At 45.5% G+C, this 15,761-nt stretch carries 14 protein-coding genes; 9 read left to right on the forward strand and 5 right to left on the reverse strand.

Annotated elements, in window-relative coordinates:
* Positions 1-5: 5 nt before the first annotated feature.
* Complete coding sequence (gene porU2, locus FEM55_RS17475) at positions 6-3,917, reverse strand: putative type IX secretion system sortase PorU2 (protein WP_138282691.1); 3,912 nt, start codon at positions 3,915-3,917, stop codon at positions 6-8.
* 25 nt (positions 3,918-3,942) lie between these two features.
* Entirely contained in the window at positions 3,943-4,449 is a 507-nt protein-coding gene (locus tag FEM55_RS17480; protein ID WP_138282692.1) for a dihydrofolate reductase, read from the reverse strand.
* A 231-nt stretch (positions 4,450-4,680) separates the two neighbouring features.
* Between FEM55_RS17480 and FEM55_RS17485 the strand changes: the two genes are divergently transcribed.
* From FEM55_RS17485 to FEM55_RS17495, 3 genes are all read left to right on the forward strand, one after another.
* Positions 4,681-5,055, forward strand: coding sequence for a PadR family transcriptional regulator (locus FEM55_RS17485; RefSeq protein WP_138282693.1), 375 nt, complete (start codon positions 4,681-4,683; stop codon positions 5,053-5,055).
* A gap of 29 nt (positions 5,056-5,084) precedes the next feature.
* Positions 5,085-7,637, forward strand: a complete 2,553-nt coding sequence (locus tag FEM55_RS17490; RefSeq protein WP_138282694.1) for a PspC domain-containing protein — start codon at positions 5,085-5,087, stop codon at positions 7,635-7,637.
* Positions 7,638-7,702: 65 nt separating this feature from the next.
* Positions 7,703-8,404, forward strand: a complete 702-nt coding sequence (locus FEM55_RS17495) for a head GIN domain-containing protein (RefSeq protein WP_138282695.1) — start codon at positions 7,703-7,705, stop codon at positions 8,402-8,404.
* 98 nt (positions 8,405-8,502) lie between these two features.
* On the opposite strand, the gene FEM55_RS17500 is transcribed toward FEM55_RS17495, so the two are convergent.
* Positions 8,503-8,907: a type II toxin-antitoxin system VapC family toxin gene (locus FEM55_RS17500; protein ID WP_138282696.1), complete on the reverse strand. Its 405-nt coding sequence runs from the start codon at positions 8,905-8,907 to the stop codon at positions 8,503-8,505.
* Entirely contained in the window at positions 8,904-9,149 is a 246-nt protein-coding gene (locus FEM55_RS17505) for a hypothetical protein (protein WP_138282697.1), read from the reverse strand. Before FEM55_RS17505 ends, FEM55_RS17500 begins: the two co-directional genes overlap by 4 nt.
* A 203-nt stretch (positions 9,150-9,352) precedes the next feature.
* On the opposite strand from FEM55_RS17505, the gene FEM55_RS17510 reads away from it, so the two are divergent.
* The 6 genes from FEM55_RS17510 (at position 9,353) to FEM55_RS17535 (ending at position 14,050) form a co-directional block, all read left to right on the forward strand.
* Positions 9,353-10,195, forward strand: coding sequence for an outer membrane beta-barrel protein (locus tag FEM55_RS17510; RefSeq protein WP_138282698.1), 843 nt, complete (start codon positions 9,353-9,355; stop codon positions 10,193-10,195).
* Positions 10,196-10,212: 17 nt separating this feature from the next.
* Positions 10,213-10,728, forward strand: a complete 516-nt coding sequence (locus tag FEM55_RS17515; protein ID WP_138282699.1) for an acyl-CoA thioesterase — start codon at positions 10,213-10,215, stop codon at positions 10,726-10,728.
* 55 nt (positions 10,729-10,783) lie between these two features.
* The gene (locus FEM55_RS17520; RefSeq protein WP_138282700.1) at positions 10,784-11,152 is read left to right on the forward strand and encodes a Rid family detoxifying hydrolase; all 369 of its coding nucleotides are present in this window, start codon (positions 10,784-10,786) and stop codon (positions 11,150-11,152) included.
* Positions 11,153-11,309: 157 nt separating this feature from the next.
* On the forward strand, positions 11,310-12,860 hold the full coding sequence (gltX, locus tag FEM55_RS17525; protein ID WP_138282701.1) for a glutamate--tRNA ligase: 1,551 nt from the start codon (positions 11,310-11,312) through the stop codon (positions 12,858-12,860).
* 108 nt (positions 12,861-12,968) lie between these two features.
* On the forward strand, positions 12,969-13,217 hold the full coding sequence (locus FEM55_RS17530; protein WP_138282702.1) for a hypothetical protein: 249 nt from the start codon (positions 12,969-12,971) through the stop codon (positions 13,215-13,217).
* 53 nt (positions 13,218-13,270) lie between these two features.
* Positions 13,271-14,050, forward strand: coding sequence for a TIGR00266 family protein (locus FEM55_RS17535; RefSeq protein ID WP_138282703.1), 780 nt, complete (start codon positions 13,271-13,273; stop codon positions 14,048-14,050).
* Between the two features lie 117 nt (positions 14,051-14,167).
* Here the strand turns inward: FEM55_RS17535 and FEM55_RS17540 are convergent, their stop codons facing one another.
* Positions 14,168-15,739 carry a RagB/SusD family nutrient uptake outer membrane protein gene (locus FEM55_RS17540; RefSeq protein ID WP_138282704.1) on the reverse strand — a complete coding sequence of 524 codons (1,572 nt, stop codon included), beginning with the start codon at positions 15,737-15,739 and terminating at the stop codon, positions 14,168-14,170.
* Positions 15,740-15,761: the final 22 nt, after the last annotated feature.

Below are 15,761 nucleotides of genomic sequence, written 5' to 3' on the forward strand. Positions count from 1 at the left end.
GCTCTTTAACGAACCCGGATCAGTTTTCCGCGCATGGCCTCCCTTGCTTTCTCCGAAACCGACCACTTTTTTTCATTCAGTTCCAGCGAATAAATATATTGTCCCGAAGGCAGGTTTTCCGGATTCCAGAACCACTCGTTTTTCCCTGAATGCGCGTCCAGGTCTGTTTCTGCAATTTTTGTTCCTGAAACATGATAAACGGAAAATTTCAATTTTTCAGATGCAAATGACCCTTCAAAGTTCATACTGATCCGGATATCTTCGTTGAACGGGTTCGGTGAAACGGAAACATCCGCTAATTTCAGCACGTCACCAACGATGAAATGGATGTAGTAATCCGGAACAGGATTGCCGCTTAAATCCTGCGCCTGAACGAAAAGCATGTATTCGCCCGATTCCAGTTCAGGGAAATCCAGGCTCAGAAAAAAATGATTCGGCGCAAGACTTTTCAGCCGGGCATTCCGCAGGTAAATGCTTTGTTCGGTACAGCCCGTACATTTCTTTTTGAGCCACAATGCAATTCCCGAAGTATCGCTGCGGATGAGAAACCTGTTTTCATCAAAAAGCTGGATTTCAACAACCGGTTTGCTGGAAACATAATCGTAATCAGACAATTGCCTTCCGTCAACATGTACGATCAGAACCGGCGGAATCTGATCCGGAATGACACGGTATGCATAACGGACTGAATTGTTTGTGTAAATTTCTTCCGGTAAACGCGAAGTATTGAACTCAACCGTTACTTCGTGATTTCCGGCTGCCGCTGCAGTTTGAAAACTGGTTTTATATTCCTGAAGTTCATTTGCTTTCAATGCCGCAAGTTTTACAGTTTCAGTACTTGTTCCTTCCGGACTTTTATGCGTAATCCGCACAGCGACAGAATCAATGAACGGAACATTTGTGACATTCTGAAAAGCCGCATTCAACTGGAATTTATCGCCTTCTTCCACATCAGTCTTTCCGGTATTTTCTGAATAAACCACACATTCAGGCCATTGTACAACATTTTGGAATTCAGTATTATAGATTATACTGCGGCTGTGCGGAGGAAATGCCGGTTTTCCGTCAGGATATACGCGCCAGTAAGTTTTTTCCGGATAAATACGGATCCAATGCCGTGCAGTCAAGTGAGAAGCGGTAACGTAGCTTTTATGACTTGAATGAAAGTTTTCATTATCCGCCCATTCAAAAACGACTTTGGTGTTTTCGTTTTCAGGAGAAACCCGGGCCACGAGTTCTGTCATTTGCTTTCCGGTTACAAAGCCGGCCAGAGGAAGAAGCGGCCATGCGCCCGTTTCTGTTAATTCCATTTCACAGGATGCACTGTTATTGGCCTTGTTTTCTTCTGCAAGCACATTTTCAGGATCAATCTGAAATGTCCACTTTTCTTTTCCCGCAGTCTGAAATTCATTTGAAAACCTGAATTCCAGCGTATCAGAATCCGGCATTGCGGCATGCGTCGATTTATATGTGCTTATAACTTCTGAATTCCTGCTCCTTTTTATCCGTAAATCATAATTTTCTTTCCGGAAACGGCCATTGTTTAAAATGGTAATTCTGATCCGGATGCTGTCACTTCCGGCAGTCAGCTTCTTTCCGTACTGATCCGAAAATTCAACAGCGTCAATGTCCGGCATGTAATCCGGAAGTGCGGCCGGAAATAGCCTGATCGCCGGATCTCCGTGCAGGTTCATTTGCTGCGCCGTAATAATATGATACAAGTCCGGATTGCTTTTCAAATTACGCCGGATTGATTCCACTTGTATGCTGCCAAAAGGTTGGTCCGTAAATGCAGAATCTGACAATACTTCGTAAAAAGATTCCGTATACTTTTTCAGTGCAGTAGAGACGCCGTTGAAAGTATGCGCAAGAAAAAGAACGGCGCCACTTTCTTTTGCAAATATCCAGTTGCTGCTGAGCGTATTAGCCGAATAAAATATACTTCCCGACGCACATCCGTTTACAATGACAGCCGGATAAAAAGGCTTGTTTTTGTACTTTCCGTTGGTCGCAAGACCTATGTCCATATCGGTAACATCAAGGCTGGAATGACCGAATAGCGTTACAAGCGCAACGCCTTTGTTCACAGCGTCCTGAATGGGAAAATGTTCCACCGGATCGTCGGTTTCCTTTGAAATCGTTTGAACGCGGGCCGACAAAGCCGAGCCGGCAATTTTCTTTTCAAATAATTTGACATAATCCCTGAAAGTCGCAAGTTCGTCCCGGGATCTTCCTCCGCTGAGATGCAGCATGTTTTTACGCCACGCGGCAGACGAAGGTCCGGCTTCCATAGCCTTTACTTTCTGCAGGTAATCGGACACATCCTGAGAAGAAAATGCGTTGATCCTCCCGACCGGAACCATCGGAAAGCCGTCCGGCCGCATGGCCAGCGCAAGGTCGGAGCCCGGCCAGCCGGCGTTGGGAACCATATCAATTTGCCTTGCACCGGGTAATTTACGCGCGGTTTGAGGATCTGTGGATCTGCCGATCAGCAGCACAAATTTCAGCCTGCCTTTTTCATGCATCCATGCAATCAGTTTCTTTAATCCCAGCGGGCCGGGTTCCCCGTAATTAAAATGATCGTATACTTCTTCAATATGCATAATCAAAGGCTTGTAATTTCCTCCTTTGGCTGATGCGCGGTAAGCTGCATATTCCAGAACCGGGTCTTTGTCCCCGACCGGAACGTGCATAAGCGGGTGCGTAATGATCAGGTAATCCGTTGATTGCGGGTCAATATTGCTGAACTTTATTATTTTCAGGTTCTGTACTCTCAAAGGTTTGCTGACGCGGATTACTTTCCGGGCGTGGCCGAGCAGAATTCCTGAACTGTCTTGGTTTAATTTTTGCAGGTTGTATGCATCCGAACAATCATAAAATTCGGCATCTTCTTCATTGCGGTTTTTCCAGAAACGTGCTTTTTCAGCGTCATCAAAAAAAGATGTTTCCTGTGCATTTTCGGTTGTCGGGAGCGTTTGCTGCGGATATTTCAACCTGAAGAATGAAACGGAAATGCTGCCTTCATTTTTTGCCGGCAAAAGCGTAAGGTTTACTTTGCCGTCCGCATGCAGGTTTTCAGGTTTTAAAAACAAATGAATGCGTGTGGAATTGTAATCTTTCAGCTGAAACGAAGCCAGTTTTTCAGCAAGGTTGTCTTTGTCGCCCGACCAGATTTCAAAAGCATGGTTTCCAGCTGATCGTCCGACTGCAATCAGTTCGATTTCGGCTTTACTGAAAAGCTGCCGTACTGCATTTTTCGTATTTTCTGAAATAGTAAAAGATTGGTCCTGCCTGATTTCCGGTCCTGTCCAGCCTTCACCGAAATCATAATCTGAAAGTGCCGAGCCGTTTTCAAAGCTGCTCCCTGCCGGATAAAAATGGCCGGATGCATAATGTGAATGGAGAATATGCGTGATTTCTTCAAAATGATGATCAACCGTATCTGCAGCTTTTTCAGGTACTGCCATCGTTATCCTTTTTCCGGTTTTGTCCTGCTGGTTCCAGGTTAAAAAATAAGCCGCCGTATCCGAATACAGACTGTAATACGGATGCGGCATTGCGTTGGGTGAAATGTAAAGCGACGAATCCAGTGCGCCGTCGTTCCGCTCTCCATAAAAACGGACAAAGCCTTCACAGCCAATCTTTTCCGGTTCCTTACTGTGAATTTCAATGGCGATTTCCTTTCCGCGCCGGAAAAGCTGCAATGCCGAACAGGCAACAGCATCCGCCGGAAATCCTGCTGCAAGAAGTTCCCGGCCCGTTATGCTGTAAAATCCGGTTTCGGTAACCGGAATACGAAGGTAGGTCTGCGCCGTATGGATCCATTCATTTCCGGCAGGTTTCTGAGCTTTCAGCAATGTTGAAAAAGCCGTTAAAAAGCAAATCAGGTATAAAGTGTGCGTTGATAATCCGGACATCAAGTCATTTGATTACAGGTTTTATTCATCCGGCAGCTTTTCTGATATACAGGTTCATTGAAAAAGCATACGCATGTTCATCATCCGTATCGTGAAATTCCGAACTCGCAAGGACCCATTCATTCGGATCAAATTCCGGGAAAAACGCGTCTCCTTCCACCTGCGTGTGCACGATTGTCAGATAAAGTCTTTGAGCCATCGGAAGCATTTCCCTGAACACTGTTGCGCCGCCTAATACAAATACTTCGTTTTCGCCGGAAAGTAACGCAAGCGCCCCGGAAATATCTTTTGCATATTCCACATCCGGTTCTGTCTTTTCCGGTTTTTGTGAAGAGAGAATGACGTTTCTGTAAGCGGAATGAAGTGCGTCCGGTGCTTCAAAACTCTTGCGCCCCATCAGAAAAGCTTTGCCTTCAGTAACTTTTCTGAAATGCTTCCACTCGTCGGGAAGATGCCAGGGAAGTCTGTTTTCAAGCCCGATGACACGGTTTTCACTCATTGCGGCAATCATGTATAGTTGTGTCTGACTCATAAGTATTTGCAGGGATTTAATTGCATTTTATCAGTAACGTAATTTATGGAAGGAATGTCACATGAATTTTCAACCGGTTAACCAGCTTGGCAACCTTTCATCCCGAAGCAAATATTTTTCTAACATGGTACCTTGCATCACAAAGTACCTGTGTATACCTTTGTATAGTAGAAGGTACCAATCCTGTCTATTAGCCATGAACTTATTCATTTAATAAACACATGAATCCACATGAATATTGAAAATGCCCAGGTGCAGATGCGAAAGGGAATTCTTGAATTCTGCATACTGCATATCATATCCAGAGGCGAAGTGTACGCTTCGGATATGTTGGATGAACTGACATCTGCTCAGATAATGGTTGTGGAAGGGACATTGTACCCGCTGCTTACAAGGTTGAAAAATTCGGGCTGGCTGGATTACAAATGGGTGGAATCGTCGTCCGGGCCTCCGCGGAAATATTATGTTCTGACCAATGAGGGGAAAATATTTCTGGATGCCATGCAGGCTACATGGTTCGAGCTGGCGCAATCGGTACAAACCATCATTCACCGGACAGAAGAACTAAGCAATACCGATTCAACGATTCTTCCGGACCCTAACTGATCACTTAGAGACATTCGATTTTTACCATCATGAAAAAGACAATCAGCATAAATATAGGCGGCATCATCTTCCATATCGAGGAAGACGGTTATGAGAAACTCAAAGGGTACCTTTCATCGATACAGAAGTATTTTTCTTCATTTGCTGACAGCAAGGAGATACTTTCGGACATTGAAGGAAGGATTGCGGAAAGATTTATCAACAAGCAGAAAGCGGAGGCCAAGCAGGTTATTTCACTTTCAGACGTTGATGAACTGATTGCTGCCATGGGAACCGTTGCCGACTTTGAAGCCATTGAGCAGTCTGATGATATATTTGCTGATCCGCTGGAATCGGTATCTGCAAAAACCCATAGCGCACCGGCACAGGAAACGTATGCTTCTTCTTCGTCATCTTACAGCGCACCGAAAACGGAAACAGCCCATACCGCTGCGCCCAGAAAGCTGTACAGAGACCTTCGCCGCAAGCTGATCGGAGGAGTTGCCGCTGGTCTGGCGCACTACTTTACGATTGATCCGATCTGGGTTCGTCTGGCTTTTCTGTTTGCAGTCATTGGCTTGCCGGCGGGTTCAGGCATACTGAATCTGAATATTGAAGATGAACTGGGTCCGCTTTCCGGTTTTATGGTGCTGGTTTACATTGCCATGTGGATTGCATTTCCGGGAACAACCACGCTGGAAGAAGATACCAAGATCAAGAAATTCTATCGTGATCCGGACCGCAAGGTAGTCGGCGGGGTAGCGGCGGGAGTCGCTTCCTACTTCGGTGTGGATCTGGGTGTAGTGCGGTTTCTTTGGGTATTGTCCATTTTTGTGTTTGGAACGGGTGTTATTATTTACATTGTCCTATGGATAATTGCCCCGGCAGCCAACACGCTAACGGAAAAGATGGAAATGCAGGGCGAGCCCATTACGCTTTCCAATATTGAGTCAAATATCAAGCAAAGCCTCAATCTGGACGAAAAGGGCGGTGAAGAGCATGGCGTGACCAAAATTCTGTTATTTCCTTTCCGTGCCATTGCACTGATAATTGGTGCCCTGGGAAATCTGCTCAGAAGTTTCGGCCCCGTTGTACGTATTCTGATCGGAGCCATACTGATTGCGATTGCAGTGCTTTCTTTGCTTGGACTTGTGATCAGCGGCGGCGTGGCACTCGGCGTAACCAATGCCGCGCCGTTTGAAAACCTGCCGGCACCGTTCCGGATTTTTCAGGAACTTCCTGGTATCCTGATTCTGTCCGGACTGCTTGTCGCTGCGATTCCTTTTATTACCTTTTTACTGCTTGGCCTTACGCTTTTGTCCAAAAAGAGAATTGTAGGAAGTTCGGTATGGCTTACGTTGCTGGGTTTGTGGATCGTCGGGATTATCGGAAGCACAGTGGGAGGGATTTCGTATCAGAGAAACTTTGCCCGCCGCAGTGAAGTGCAGCAAACGGCTTATTATGCTCTGCCAAAAGGCACGCTGACCCTTGATCATGAAAACATGGACGATGAAGATAATGTACGGGTTGATATCAGACTGGAAGGATACAGCGGGGCCGATAGCATCAAACTGGACAAAACGCTTTTTTCCCGCGGTAACTCCCGCGAAAATGCCCGTCAGAATGCCGAAGCTCTGAAGTATGATATTAGCATAAGGGATTCTGTGTTTACTTTCAATGACGGCCCGTCGCTCGGCAAAGGCGGATACTTCCGGGATCAGCAGATTAATCTTACCCTTAATATTCCATATAACCGGCAGTTCCATATGACACGTGATTTTTATTATTCGCTGTCACACTGGGGCGATAACTTCCGGAATGTGCAGCGCTACAACCTCGACAATGAGGAAGTGGTATGGAACAAGCTGATCTGGACTGTAAAAAGTGATTCCGGACTGGTTTGTGTTAATATTCCTGCCAGATTCATCCGGGAAGAGAACGAAGGCAACAACAATCAGGATTACTCGTTCGAGCTGAACGGCGATGACAACAGCAACATCAATCTGGGCGAGCGCGGCAACTATATCAAGCAATTCCCGGCAGGCAATTTTACAAAAGTCGATATCGGCGGTGCTTATTCCATCCTGATCCGCGAGGGAGCCGAATTCAGTATTTCGGCAGACAGTGAAAGTCAGGAAGATGTGGATGATCTGAGGGTAGTAACAGACGGAGAAACGCTGCAGATAAAACGCGAATCGGAATTAAGTATATTCGACAGCAACAAATGGAAAAGAATCGGGCTGATCATCACCATGCCGAATGTGGAAAGCGTGTCACTTTCCGGTGCAAACAAAACAAGGATCACCGGTTTTAAAGGACTTAAAAAGCTTGATATCGATATCTCGGGTGCAACCCAGACTGAAATAGATGTTGAAACGGACCAGCTTACGCTTGGGGTCTCGGGTGCATCCAAAGCGTATCTGAAAGGAACGGCACGTTCAGCAGATCTGGATGCATCGGGAGCATGCAAGGTAACCGCAACCGATATGAATATCGAAAATGCAAAGGTGGAAGCATCCGGCGCATCCAGAATAGAACTGGGCCGGATACCGAATCTGGAAAGAAATGCCAACGGCGCCAGCAAAATCAATGTACAGGAATAATTCCTAAACCCATGCAACATTTACTGCATACCGGTCATCTTTTAAAAAATCTAATTGAATTAGTTATGAAAAAGTTATTTTTATCTCATTTGGCTGCTTTACTGGCTTTGTGTTTTTCCATTAACGCTTTGGCGCAGGAAACCCGCGGCTTCAATGTTTCCGGTTTCAACAAACTGTCCATGGGCAGTGCATTCAGAGTCGAAGTCAAGCAAGGAAGCAGGTTCAGCGTATCGGCAAGCGGCCGCACTGAAGATCTGCAGGATCTGGAAACTTCCGTAAAGGATGGCACGCTGCATCTGGGTTATAAAAGCAAAGGCTGGAACAGAAACCGCAAAACTGTAAACGTTCAGATCACCATGCCAGCTTTGACAGCCGTTGATTTTTCAGGAGCGTGCAAGGCAAATGTGGGTGATTTTACAGGGGTTAAAAGTATGGATATTGATGTTTCCGGCGCATCGCAGGTTACAATGAGTTTTTCGGCCCCGAAAGTAAGCTTTGATTTGTCCGGTGCATCGTCACTGGTGCTTTCAGGCAAAGGCGATGTTCTGAACGGAGAAGTTTCGGGCGCATCTTCATTCAAGGGAAGAGATTTTTCCTGCAAGGTCGTCAACATTGATGCATCCGGCGCAAGCAGCGCAGCGGTTGTTGCCAGTTCATCGGTGCGTGCGGATGCCAGCGGTGCAAGCAGTGTCCGATACTCGGGAAATGTCCGTGATAATGAAGTTCATTCCAGTACTTCGGGCGCCAGTTCCGTAAAGAGGGATTAGAGCGTAAGTACATTCCGAAGTAAGAAATTACTTTATAACAAAATAGTGCTGTCATTATCTGTGACAGCACTATTTTGTTATTATCAAATTCAATATTTTTAAAGAATCACAAGTTCAAGCTTAGTTAATCTTTTTAATCGGTTAAAATCTGATTTGTTAAAAGTGTAAAGTTGATTACAATGAACTTCTGCAATTGCTAAATGCAAGCAATCATTTATATTATGAAATCCAATTTCATTTGCCAAAACCTTTGCTCTTTTAAATTGTCCCACATCAAACGTTACAGGAGATGATATTAAGAGCTTATTCGTCATTACATCTATATCACTATTTGGCATATTTAACTTTGAGAATACAAATGAGGCCTCTTGTAAGCATAAAAGTGAACAGAAGAATTGATTAGATTGAAATGCTTCTCGAAAGAGTTTAATAGCCAGATTATGCTTGTTTAAATCTTGTTTGATAAAATAGTGGATTATTACATCTGTATCAAAATAAATCATAAACTGATTCCATTAACTTCATTTGCTAAAGAAGACAAATTTAAATTTGTATCCACTTCAATTTGACTAAATTTTGTACGAAGTATTTCAAGTTCTTCAAATACTTCCATTTGGCCAATTGATTTTTTTTCTTCGATACCCTCAACTATAATCCGCAAGTTACGATTACCGAACTTTGCTTTTATGAACTTTATAAACTGACTGTTCAGTTCCATTGCATTAACTTGAAGTGTATGTATCATAGTGTTAGCTAGTTATAATTTTACGATTTAAAAGTAATACTTTCCAGATAATTTTTACAACAATTCACAAGTTACTTTCAATTTTATTCATTTTACATTCCACTCCATATTGGCAAGATGTTTGTGGACATTTCCTGTGTTTGACATAAATTCATTTCCTTTACAAATTGCAATTTCTCATTAACAAGATTACAGGCGATGCCATGATGAAAAATAAAGCATTACTACTGGCTATGCTGATAACAACAGCCATGCAGGTCTGCGCGCAGAGAAAATCTTCATTTGGCAATCGGTATGTCAATCCTTTCGGAGTGCTGAGCTTTACGGGCGGAGTCGGCGTCGCCTATTACACGGGCGATCTGAAAGACGGCGTGAATATGAAGCATCTCGGACTCGGGCCTTCCATTTCAATTGGCGCATTGTACCGGCTGTCGGAACATGTGAGTGCACGCGGAGAACTGCGGTTTTATCAGGTGTCCGGCGACCAGAAATATGCCCGGAACTTTCAGAACAATCTTTCTTTCAGGACTTTCAACCCGGATATCAATCTTGGGATTCAGGCTGATCTTTTTGCGTATAACCGACAGGCCCGCGTTAATCCGTACCTGATGGCAGGCGCAGGATTTACGCTGCTGAATCCAAAGGCAAAACTGGACGGAAAATGGCACAAACTTGCGCCGCTTACAACGGAAGGCGTTAAATACAACCGTCTGCCGCTGGTGTTTACTGCCGGAATCGGTACTTCTTTCAAAACTTCCGAACGTTTGAGCCTGGGTGTGGAGCTTTGTAATAACTTTGTGAATTCCGATTATCTGGATGACGCAAGCACGGTATACCCGAATCCCGATCAGCTGCCGAATGATCTGGCCAGAAGACTTTCCGACCGTTCTGCCGAAATAGGCCAGGAACCGCGGCAGCCCGGATGGAACAGGGGAAGTGCCAAGAGCAAAGACAGTTACCTTTTTCTGCAGATGCGCGCCACTTACCTGATCGGTAGCCGGATGCAGGCGCAGGAAAGAAAGAAAACCCGTTGCCCGAAATTTTAATCTTTCATCATAACCACATGTTAAAGCCCAAGCATCCGCATCAGTCCGAAGTCACCATGACGGAAATGGTTCTTCCCAATGATACCAATACCTTGAATAATCTGATGGGAGGCAGGCTTTTGCACTGGATGGACATTTGCGCCGCCATTGCCGCGCAGAAACATTCCAACCGCATTGTAGTCACGGCTTCTGTTGACAATGTTTCTTTTACCGAACCGATCAAGCTGGGCAATATTGTTACCATGAATGCCAAGGTTACGCGTGCTTTCAATTCTTCCATGGAGGTTTTTCTGGAAGTATGGGCTGAAGATATTCCTGCCGGCGTGCGTGTAAGTACAAACCGTGCCTTTTATACTTTTGTCGCTGTGGATCAGAACGGAAGGCCCATTGAAGTTCCGCATCTCGAACCTGAAACGGATGATGAAAAAGAACTTTATCTAAGCGCACTCCGCCGCCGTCAGTTGAGGCTTGTTCTGGCCGGCCGTATGAATCCGGCCGAAGCAACGGAGCTTAAAGCGCTTTTTCAGGGCTGATAATTTAATCCGCACGTCATTTTTGGTAATTTTACCAAATCAATTTATCCATTTTATGCCAAAAGAGATTATATTTTCAGAAAAAGCGCCGGCTCCGATCGGGCCTTACAGCCAGGCGGTTAAAGTAGATGGAACGCTGTACGTCTCCGGTCAGATTGCAGCAGAACTGGCCGCTTCCGGCGATATCAAAGCAGAAACGGGCATGGTTATGCAGCATATCGGCCATATTCTCGGAGCAGCCGGGCTGGGATTCGCCAATGTAGTCAAAGCGAGCATATTCCTGAAAGATATGAATGACTTTGCAGCGGTAAACGAGATTTACGGAAGCTTTTTTACCAGTGAACCGCCGGCGCGCGAAACCGTACAGGTTGCAAAGCTGCCCAAGGATGTGAATGTAGAAATTTCGGTGATTGCAGTAGAATAGCATGCCCGCCAGGATTTGTTGCCAAATTCATAAAAGTTCATCCAAAATCATCTATGACTACTAATGACTATTAGTTTCCATCCATGACAAACAATGACTTTTACGAAAAACCATCTGATCCTGCTTTTAAAAACCAGAATTTAATAGTCAAGAATAAATGAATAATCAACCCGTTCGAGTAAGATTTGCTCCCAGCCCGACAGGCCCGCTTCATGCAGGCGGTGTCCGCACCGCTTTGTACAATTATTTGTTTGCACGCCAGCAGGGAGGCCAGATGTTGCTTCGTATTGAAGATACCGACCAGAACCGCTACGTTCCGGGTGCAGAGGGATATATACTGGAAGCACTGAAATGGCTGGGCATAAACATTGACGAAGGCCCGCAGCAGGGTGGCCCGAATGCGCCTTACCGCCAGTCGGAAAGAAAAGAAATGTACATGGAATACGCAGAAAAGCTGATCCGGGAAGGAAAAGCGTATTATGCTTTCGATACGGCCGAAGAACTGGACGATATGCGCAAAAGACTGGAAGCTGCAAAAGTGGCAGCCGCGCAGTACAATGCCATTACACGCATGGAAATGACGAATTCGCTGACTTTGTCTGCCGAGGAAACCAAATCCAGGCTGGAAAGTGGAATGCCTTACGTCATCAGAATGAAGATCATGCCGAAGGAAGACATCCGTTTCAATGACCTGATCCGCGGATGGATTGTTGTGCACTCTTCACAAATAGACGATAAGGTGCTGATGAAATCCGACGGCATGCCTACGTATCATCTTGCCAACATTGTGGACGATCATTTGATGGGCATAACGCATGTGATCCGCGGTGAAGAATGGCTTCCTTCTGCTCCTTTGCACGTTTTGCTGTATCGTTACCTTGGCTGGGAAAGCACCATGCCGCAATTTGCACACCTTCCGTTGCTGCTGAAACCGGATGGGAACGGCAAGCTTTCCAAGCGGGATGCGGACCTCGGCGGATTTCCGATTTTCCCGCTTGAATGGACCGATCCGGTTAGCGGCGACAAGGCAAAAGGTTTCCGCGAAGAAGGGTATCTTCCGCAGGCAACGGCCAACTTTCTGGCATTGCTCGGCTGGAACGCCGGGACAGAGCAGGAGCTTTTCAGCATGGAAGAAATGATCCGGACTTTCAGCTTCGACCGTGTGCACAAGGCCGGGGCAAGATTTGATATCCAGAAAGCAAACTGGTTTAATCAGCAATACCTGAAACAACTGGACGATCAAGAAATCATTGCGCAGCTGAAACCGCTCTATCAGCAAAAATCAATTCCTGTCAATGAAGATCAGATTACGCAGATTGTTCATTTGCTGAAAGACCGCGTGCATTTTGTACGTGAAATCGCGGAGGAATCTCTCTTTCTGTTCCATGCACCGGAAACTTACGATCAGGACGTAGCCGTGAAAAAGTGGAATGAAGAAGCTGCAAATGCCATTGCAGGATTCAAGGATGCTTTGGCCGGATTTGAAGGCAGTTTTCTTGCTCATGATATCAAAGACAAGCTTTCCGCTACTATGGAAAACCTTGGTATTAAAATGGGCAAAATCATGCAGGCACTGCGGCTTGCGGTTACAGGTGCAGGCGCAGGGCCGGATCTGATGATCATCATGGAAATTCTTGGAAAGGAAGAAGTGATCAGAAGGCTTGAAAATGCCCTTGACCGTTTACCGGCACAAATTCGCCTGGCATAGTTGTATTATGACCACAGGATCAATTTCAGATTTTAACTGAATATTTATTGCATATTTTCGTAATCATTGAACAACGGACCGTTCCAACGTTCCACTGCTATCAATCACATGGCTAAAAAGAAACAAACCGATATAGCAAAGCCGGATGCGGAAAAACCCCGTGTTCATAAAGATCTGGACGGCTTTGATATTCAAATTAATTCATTCGGTGAAATCACCACGAGTTTTGATATGGACCGTATCAATGAATTTCTGAACAAGAATGTGGATGACAAAAAACTGCGTGACCGTGAGGATATTCCAGGCCGGAAAACACGGAAGTCGAAGAAAAAGAAAACCAGTGAAGAAGAGGAGTAGGAACAGGGTCTGTTAAAAGTTCAGAGCGGCTATTTAATATAAAATGTACGAAAATGATCTCACACGAAATTGACTACAAAATCATTGGTGACGATATCCAGGTTGTGGAAATCGAACTGGATCCCAATGAGACTGTCATTGCAGAAGCGGGTGCCATGCTTTTTATGGAAGACGGCATCCAGTTTGAAACCAAAATGGGCGACGGTTCCGAAGCAAATCAAAGCATTATGGGCAAGATTTTTCAGGCCGGAACAAGGCTTCTGACCGGAGAATCGCTTTTTATGACGCACTTTACAAACAGAGGAGTAGGAAAAAGGAAACTTGCCTTTGCCGCGCCTTATCCCGGAACGGTGATGCCTATTGACCTGTCCAAAATTTATAGCAATGAGCTGATTGTCCAGAAGGACGGTTTTCTTTGCGCTGCGATGGGAACAAGCATGAAAATCCATTTTAACCAGCGCTTCGGCTCAGGCTTGTTTGGCGGAGAAGGGTTTATTCTTCAGAAACTGAAAGGCGACGGAATGGCATTTGTGCATGCCGGCGGTGTTGTAATGGAACGGCAGCTGAACAATGAAACGCTGCGTATTGACACAGGTTGCGTAGTTGCTTTTGAACAATCGTTAAGCTTTGATATTCAGCGTTCCGGCGGATTGAAATCCATGGTATTCGGCGGAGAAGGCATGTTTCTGGCAACTTTGCGCGGCACAGGCCGTTGCTGGATTCAGTCCATGCCTATTTCCAAACTGATTCAGCGGCTGTCTGTCGGCGGGCCGAATTCCCGAAAAGAAAGTGGTTCTGTAATCGGTGGTCTGGGCAGCTTGTTTGAAGATTAAATTCTTTTCGTAACATAAAAGGACATTTTTTCACAAGTTCTTTTCAATTATTTATCAATAAAAAAGTCAGCTCCGGTGCACATGCACCGGAGCTGACTTTTTTATTCAATCAAGAAATTAATAACCTGGATTCTGAGGTGTCAGGTTCGGGTTGTTTTTCATTTCCTGAACGCCAAGCGGGAACAGCAAATGTTTGGCCTGTAATGCCACGCCGGAACCTACGTTCAGGTTAAGGTGGCCTACGAAGTTGTCAAATCCTTTTGTTTTTTCATTGAACACCTTGCGCAGACGTACCATATCGAACCAGGTGATTCCTTCATAAGCGAACTCATACCAGCGTTCTCTCCAGACGGCTTCGCGGAAAGATGTCGCTGTGAAAGTTCCCAATGCAGGTGTTGCAAGCTTTGCTCTGTCTCTTACTTTTTTTAAGGCATCATATGCTTCCTGATTAGGAGCGCCCAGTTCACTTTGTGCTTCTGCATACATCAGCAACACTTCTGCATAGCGGATCAGCGGAACGTTCAGGTTATTGTTACGGGTACCCGGTACGCCTTGTGTGCCGTTTGCAGTGATGTTGAAATGCTTGAAAACATAAGGAGCACCGAGGTTAAACCTTGCACCGTCACCGTTTGTAAAGTAAGTGGTATAAAACCATCCTTCCTGATCAACCGTACGAAGGTCACCTTTTTCGTAGGAATTATAGAAAGAAAGTGTTGGAACCGTACTTCCCGTTCCGCCCGGACCTGAATAAGTGACAGGTTTGAAGTTAGGGTAGTAATCGCCAAGCGGATTGCCGGCAACCGAAATGTTGTACTGGATCATGAAGATATGTTCCAGACGGTTTTTCAGACTTTCCTGATGCACTTCCCTGTATGTATTGAAAAGGTTCAGTACAGTCGGGTTTGCTTTGGAATAATTGATTACTTCCAGTGCTTTGTCAGCAGCCAGTTTGTAATGCGAAGCGCCTTTGCTGAGCGGGAATCCGGCCATTGTCAGGTATACTTTTGCCAGCAATGATTTGGCAGCAATGGTTGTAGCGCGACCGCTTACATCAGTCATAGGAAGACCGGCAGCTTCGGCAGCCAGCAAATCTTCAACAATCAGGTTATATACATTTTCCTGCGGAGCACGGGACGGAAGGAAATCTTCCGAATTGGCAGTTTGCGGCGTCGTGATCAATGGAACATCACCCCAGAGTCTTACTGCATAAAAATAAGCCCATGCACGAAGAAAACGGGCTTCACCCAGCAATCGTGTTTTCTGTGCTTCGGTTGCCGGAGCCAGAAAAGGAATCGTTGGAATTTTGTCCAACGCAAGGTTTGCATTGGCAATAATCCGGTACAGACCATTGTACCAGTTGTTGACATGCGCCGTGTTTCCATCGTAAGTCAGCGAGTACAGGTTGTTCAAATCCGAGTTCTGACCGGTTTCTGTGGTCGCTGTTCCGGTTACGGCTTCAAGCATCTGCCAGTTTGCAGAAAAAATTCCGGCTCCGTCGCCATAAAAGCGAAGGCCTGCATAAGTGGCAGCTACGGCAGCTTCTGCGTGATCGGGAATGGTGTAAAAGCTTTCCGGCGTCAGGTTGGACGGATCTTGTTCTTCCAGGAAGTCGGAGCAACTCGTCGGGCCAAGCAAAATGGACCCGCAGAGCAATACTTTGGCTACATTTTTTAAACTATATAACTTCATAATCAATGTTTTTATTAAAATA

It is taken from the genome of Dyadobacter sediminis (assembly GCF_005860765.1).
Lineage (GTDB): Bacteria > Bacteroidota > Bacteroidia > Cytophagales > Spirosomataceae > Dyadobacter > Dyadobacter sediminis.

Bases quoted from the DNA above. Each gene is read 5' to 3' on its own strand.
- FEM55_RS17530 (WP_138282702.1), top strand. From the start codon at position 12,969: ATGGCTAAAAAGAAACAAACCGATATAGCAAAGCCGGATGCGGAAAAA.
- FEM55_RS17540 (WP_138282704.1), bottom strand. From the start codon at position 15,739: ATGAAGTTATATAGTTTAAAAAATGTAGCCAAAGTATTGCTCTGCGGG.
- FEM55_RS17505 (WP_138282697.1), bottom strand. From the start codon at position 9,149: ATGATACATACACTTCAAGTTAATGCAATGGAACTGAACAGTCAGTTT.
- FEM55_RS17510 (WP_138282698.1), top strand. From the start codon at position 9,353: ATGATGAAAAATAAAGCATTACTACTGGCTATGCTGATAACAACAGCC.
- porU2 (WP_138282691.1), bottom strand. From the start codon at position 3,917: ATGTCCGGATTATCAACGCACACTTTATACCTGATTTGCTTTTTAACG.
- FEM55_RS17535 (WP_138282703.1), top strand. From the start codon at position 13,271: ATGATCTCACACGAAATTGACTACAAAATCATTGGTGACGATATCCAG.
- gltX (WP_138282701.1), top strand. From the start codon at position 11,310: ATGAATAATCAACCCGTTCGAGTAAGATTTGCTCCCAGCCCGACAGGC.
- FEM55_RS17515 (WP_138282699.1), top strand. From the start codon at position 10,213: ATGTTAAAGCCCAAGCATCCGCATCAGTCCGAAGTCACCATGACGGAA.
- FEM55_RS17500 (WP_138282696.1), bottom strand. From the start codon at position 8,907: ATGATTTATTTTGATACAGATGTAATAATCCACTATTTTATCAAACAA.
- FEM55_RS17485 (WP_138282693.1), top strand. From the start codon at position 4,681: ATGAATATTGAAAATGCCCAGGTGCAGATGCGAAAGGGAATTCTTGAA.
- FEM55_RS17490 (WP_138282694.1), top strand. From the start codon at position 5,085: ATGAAAAAGACAATCAGCATAAATATAGGCGGCATCATCTTCCATATC.
- FEM55_RS17520 (WP_138282700.1), top strand. From the start codon at position 10,784: ATGCCAAAAGAGATTATATTTTCAGAAAAAGCGCCGGCTCCGATCGGG.
- FEM55_RS17495 (WP_138282695.1), top strand. From the start codon at position 7,703: ATGAAAAAGTTATTTTTATCTCATTTGGCTGCTTTACTGGCTTTGTGT.
- FEM55_RS17480 (WP_138282692.1), bottom strand. From the start codon at position 4,449: ATGAGTCAGACACAACTATACATGATTGCCGCAATGAGTGAAAACCGT.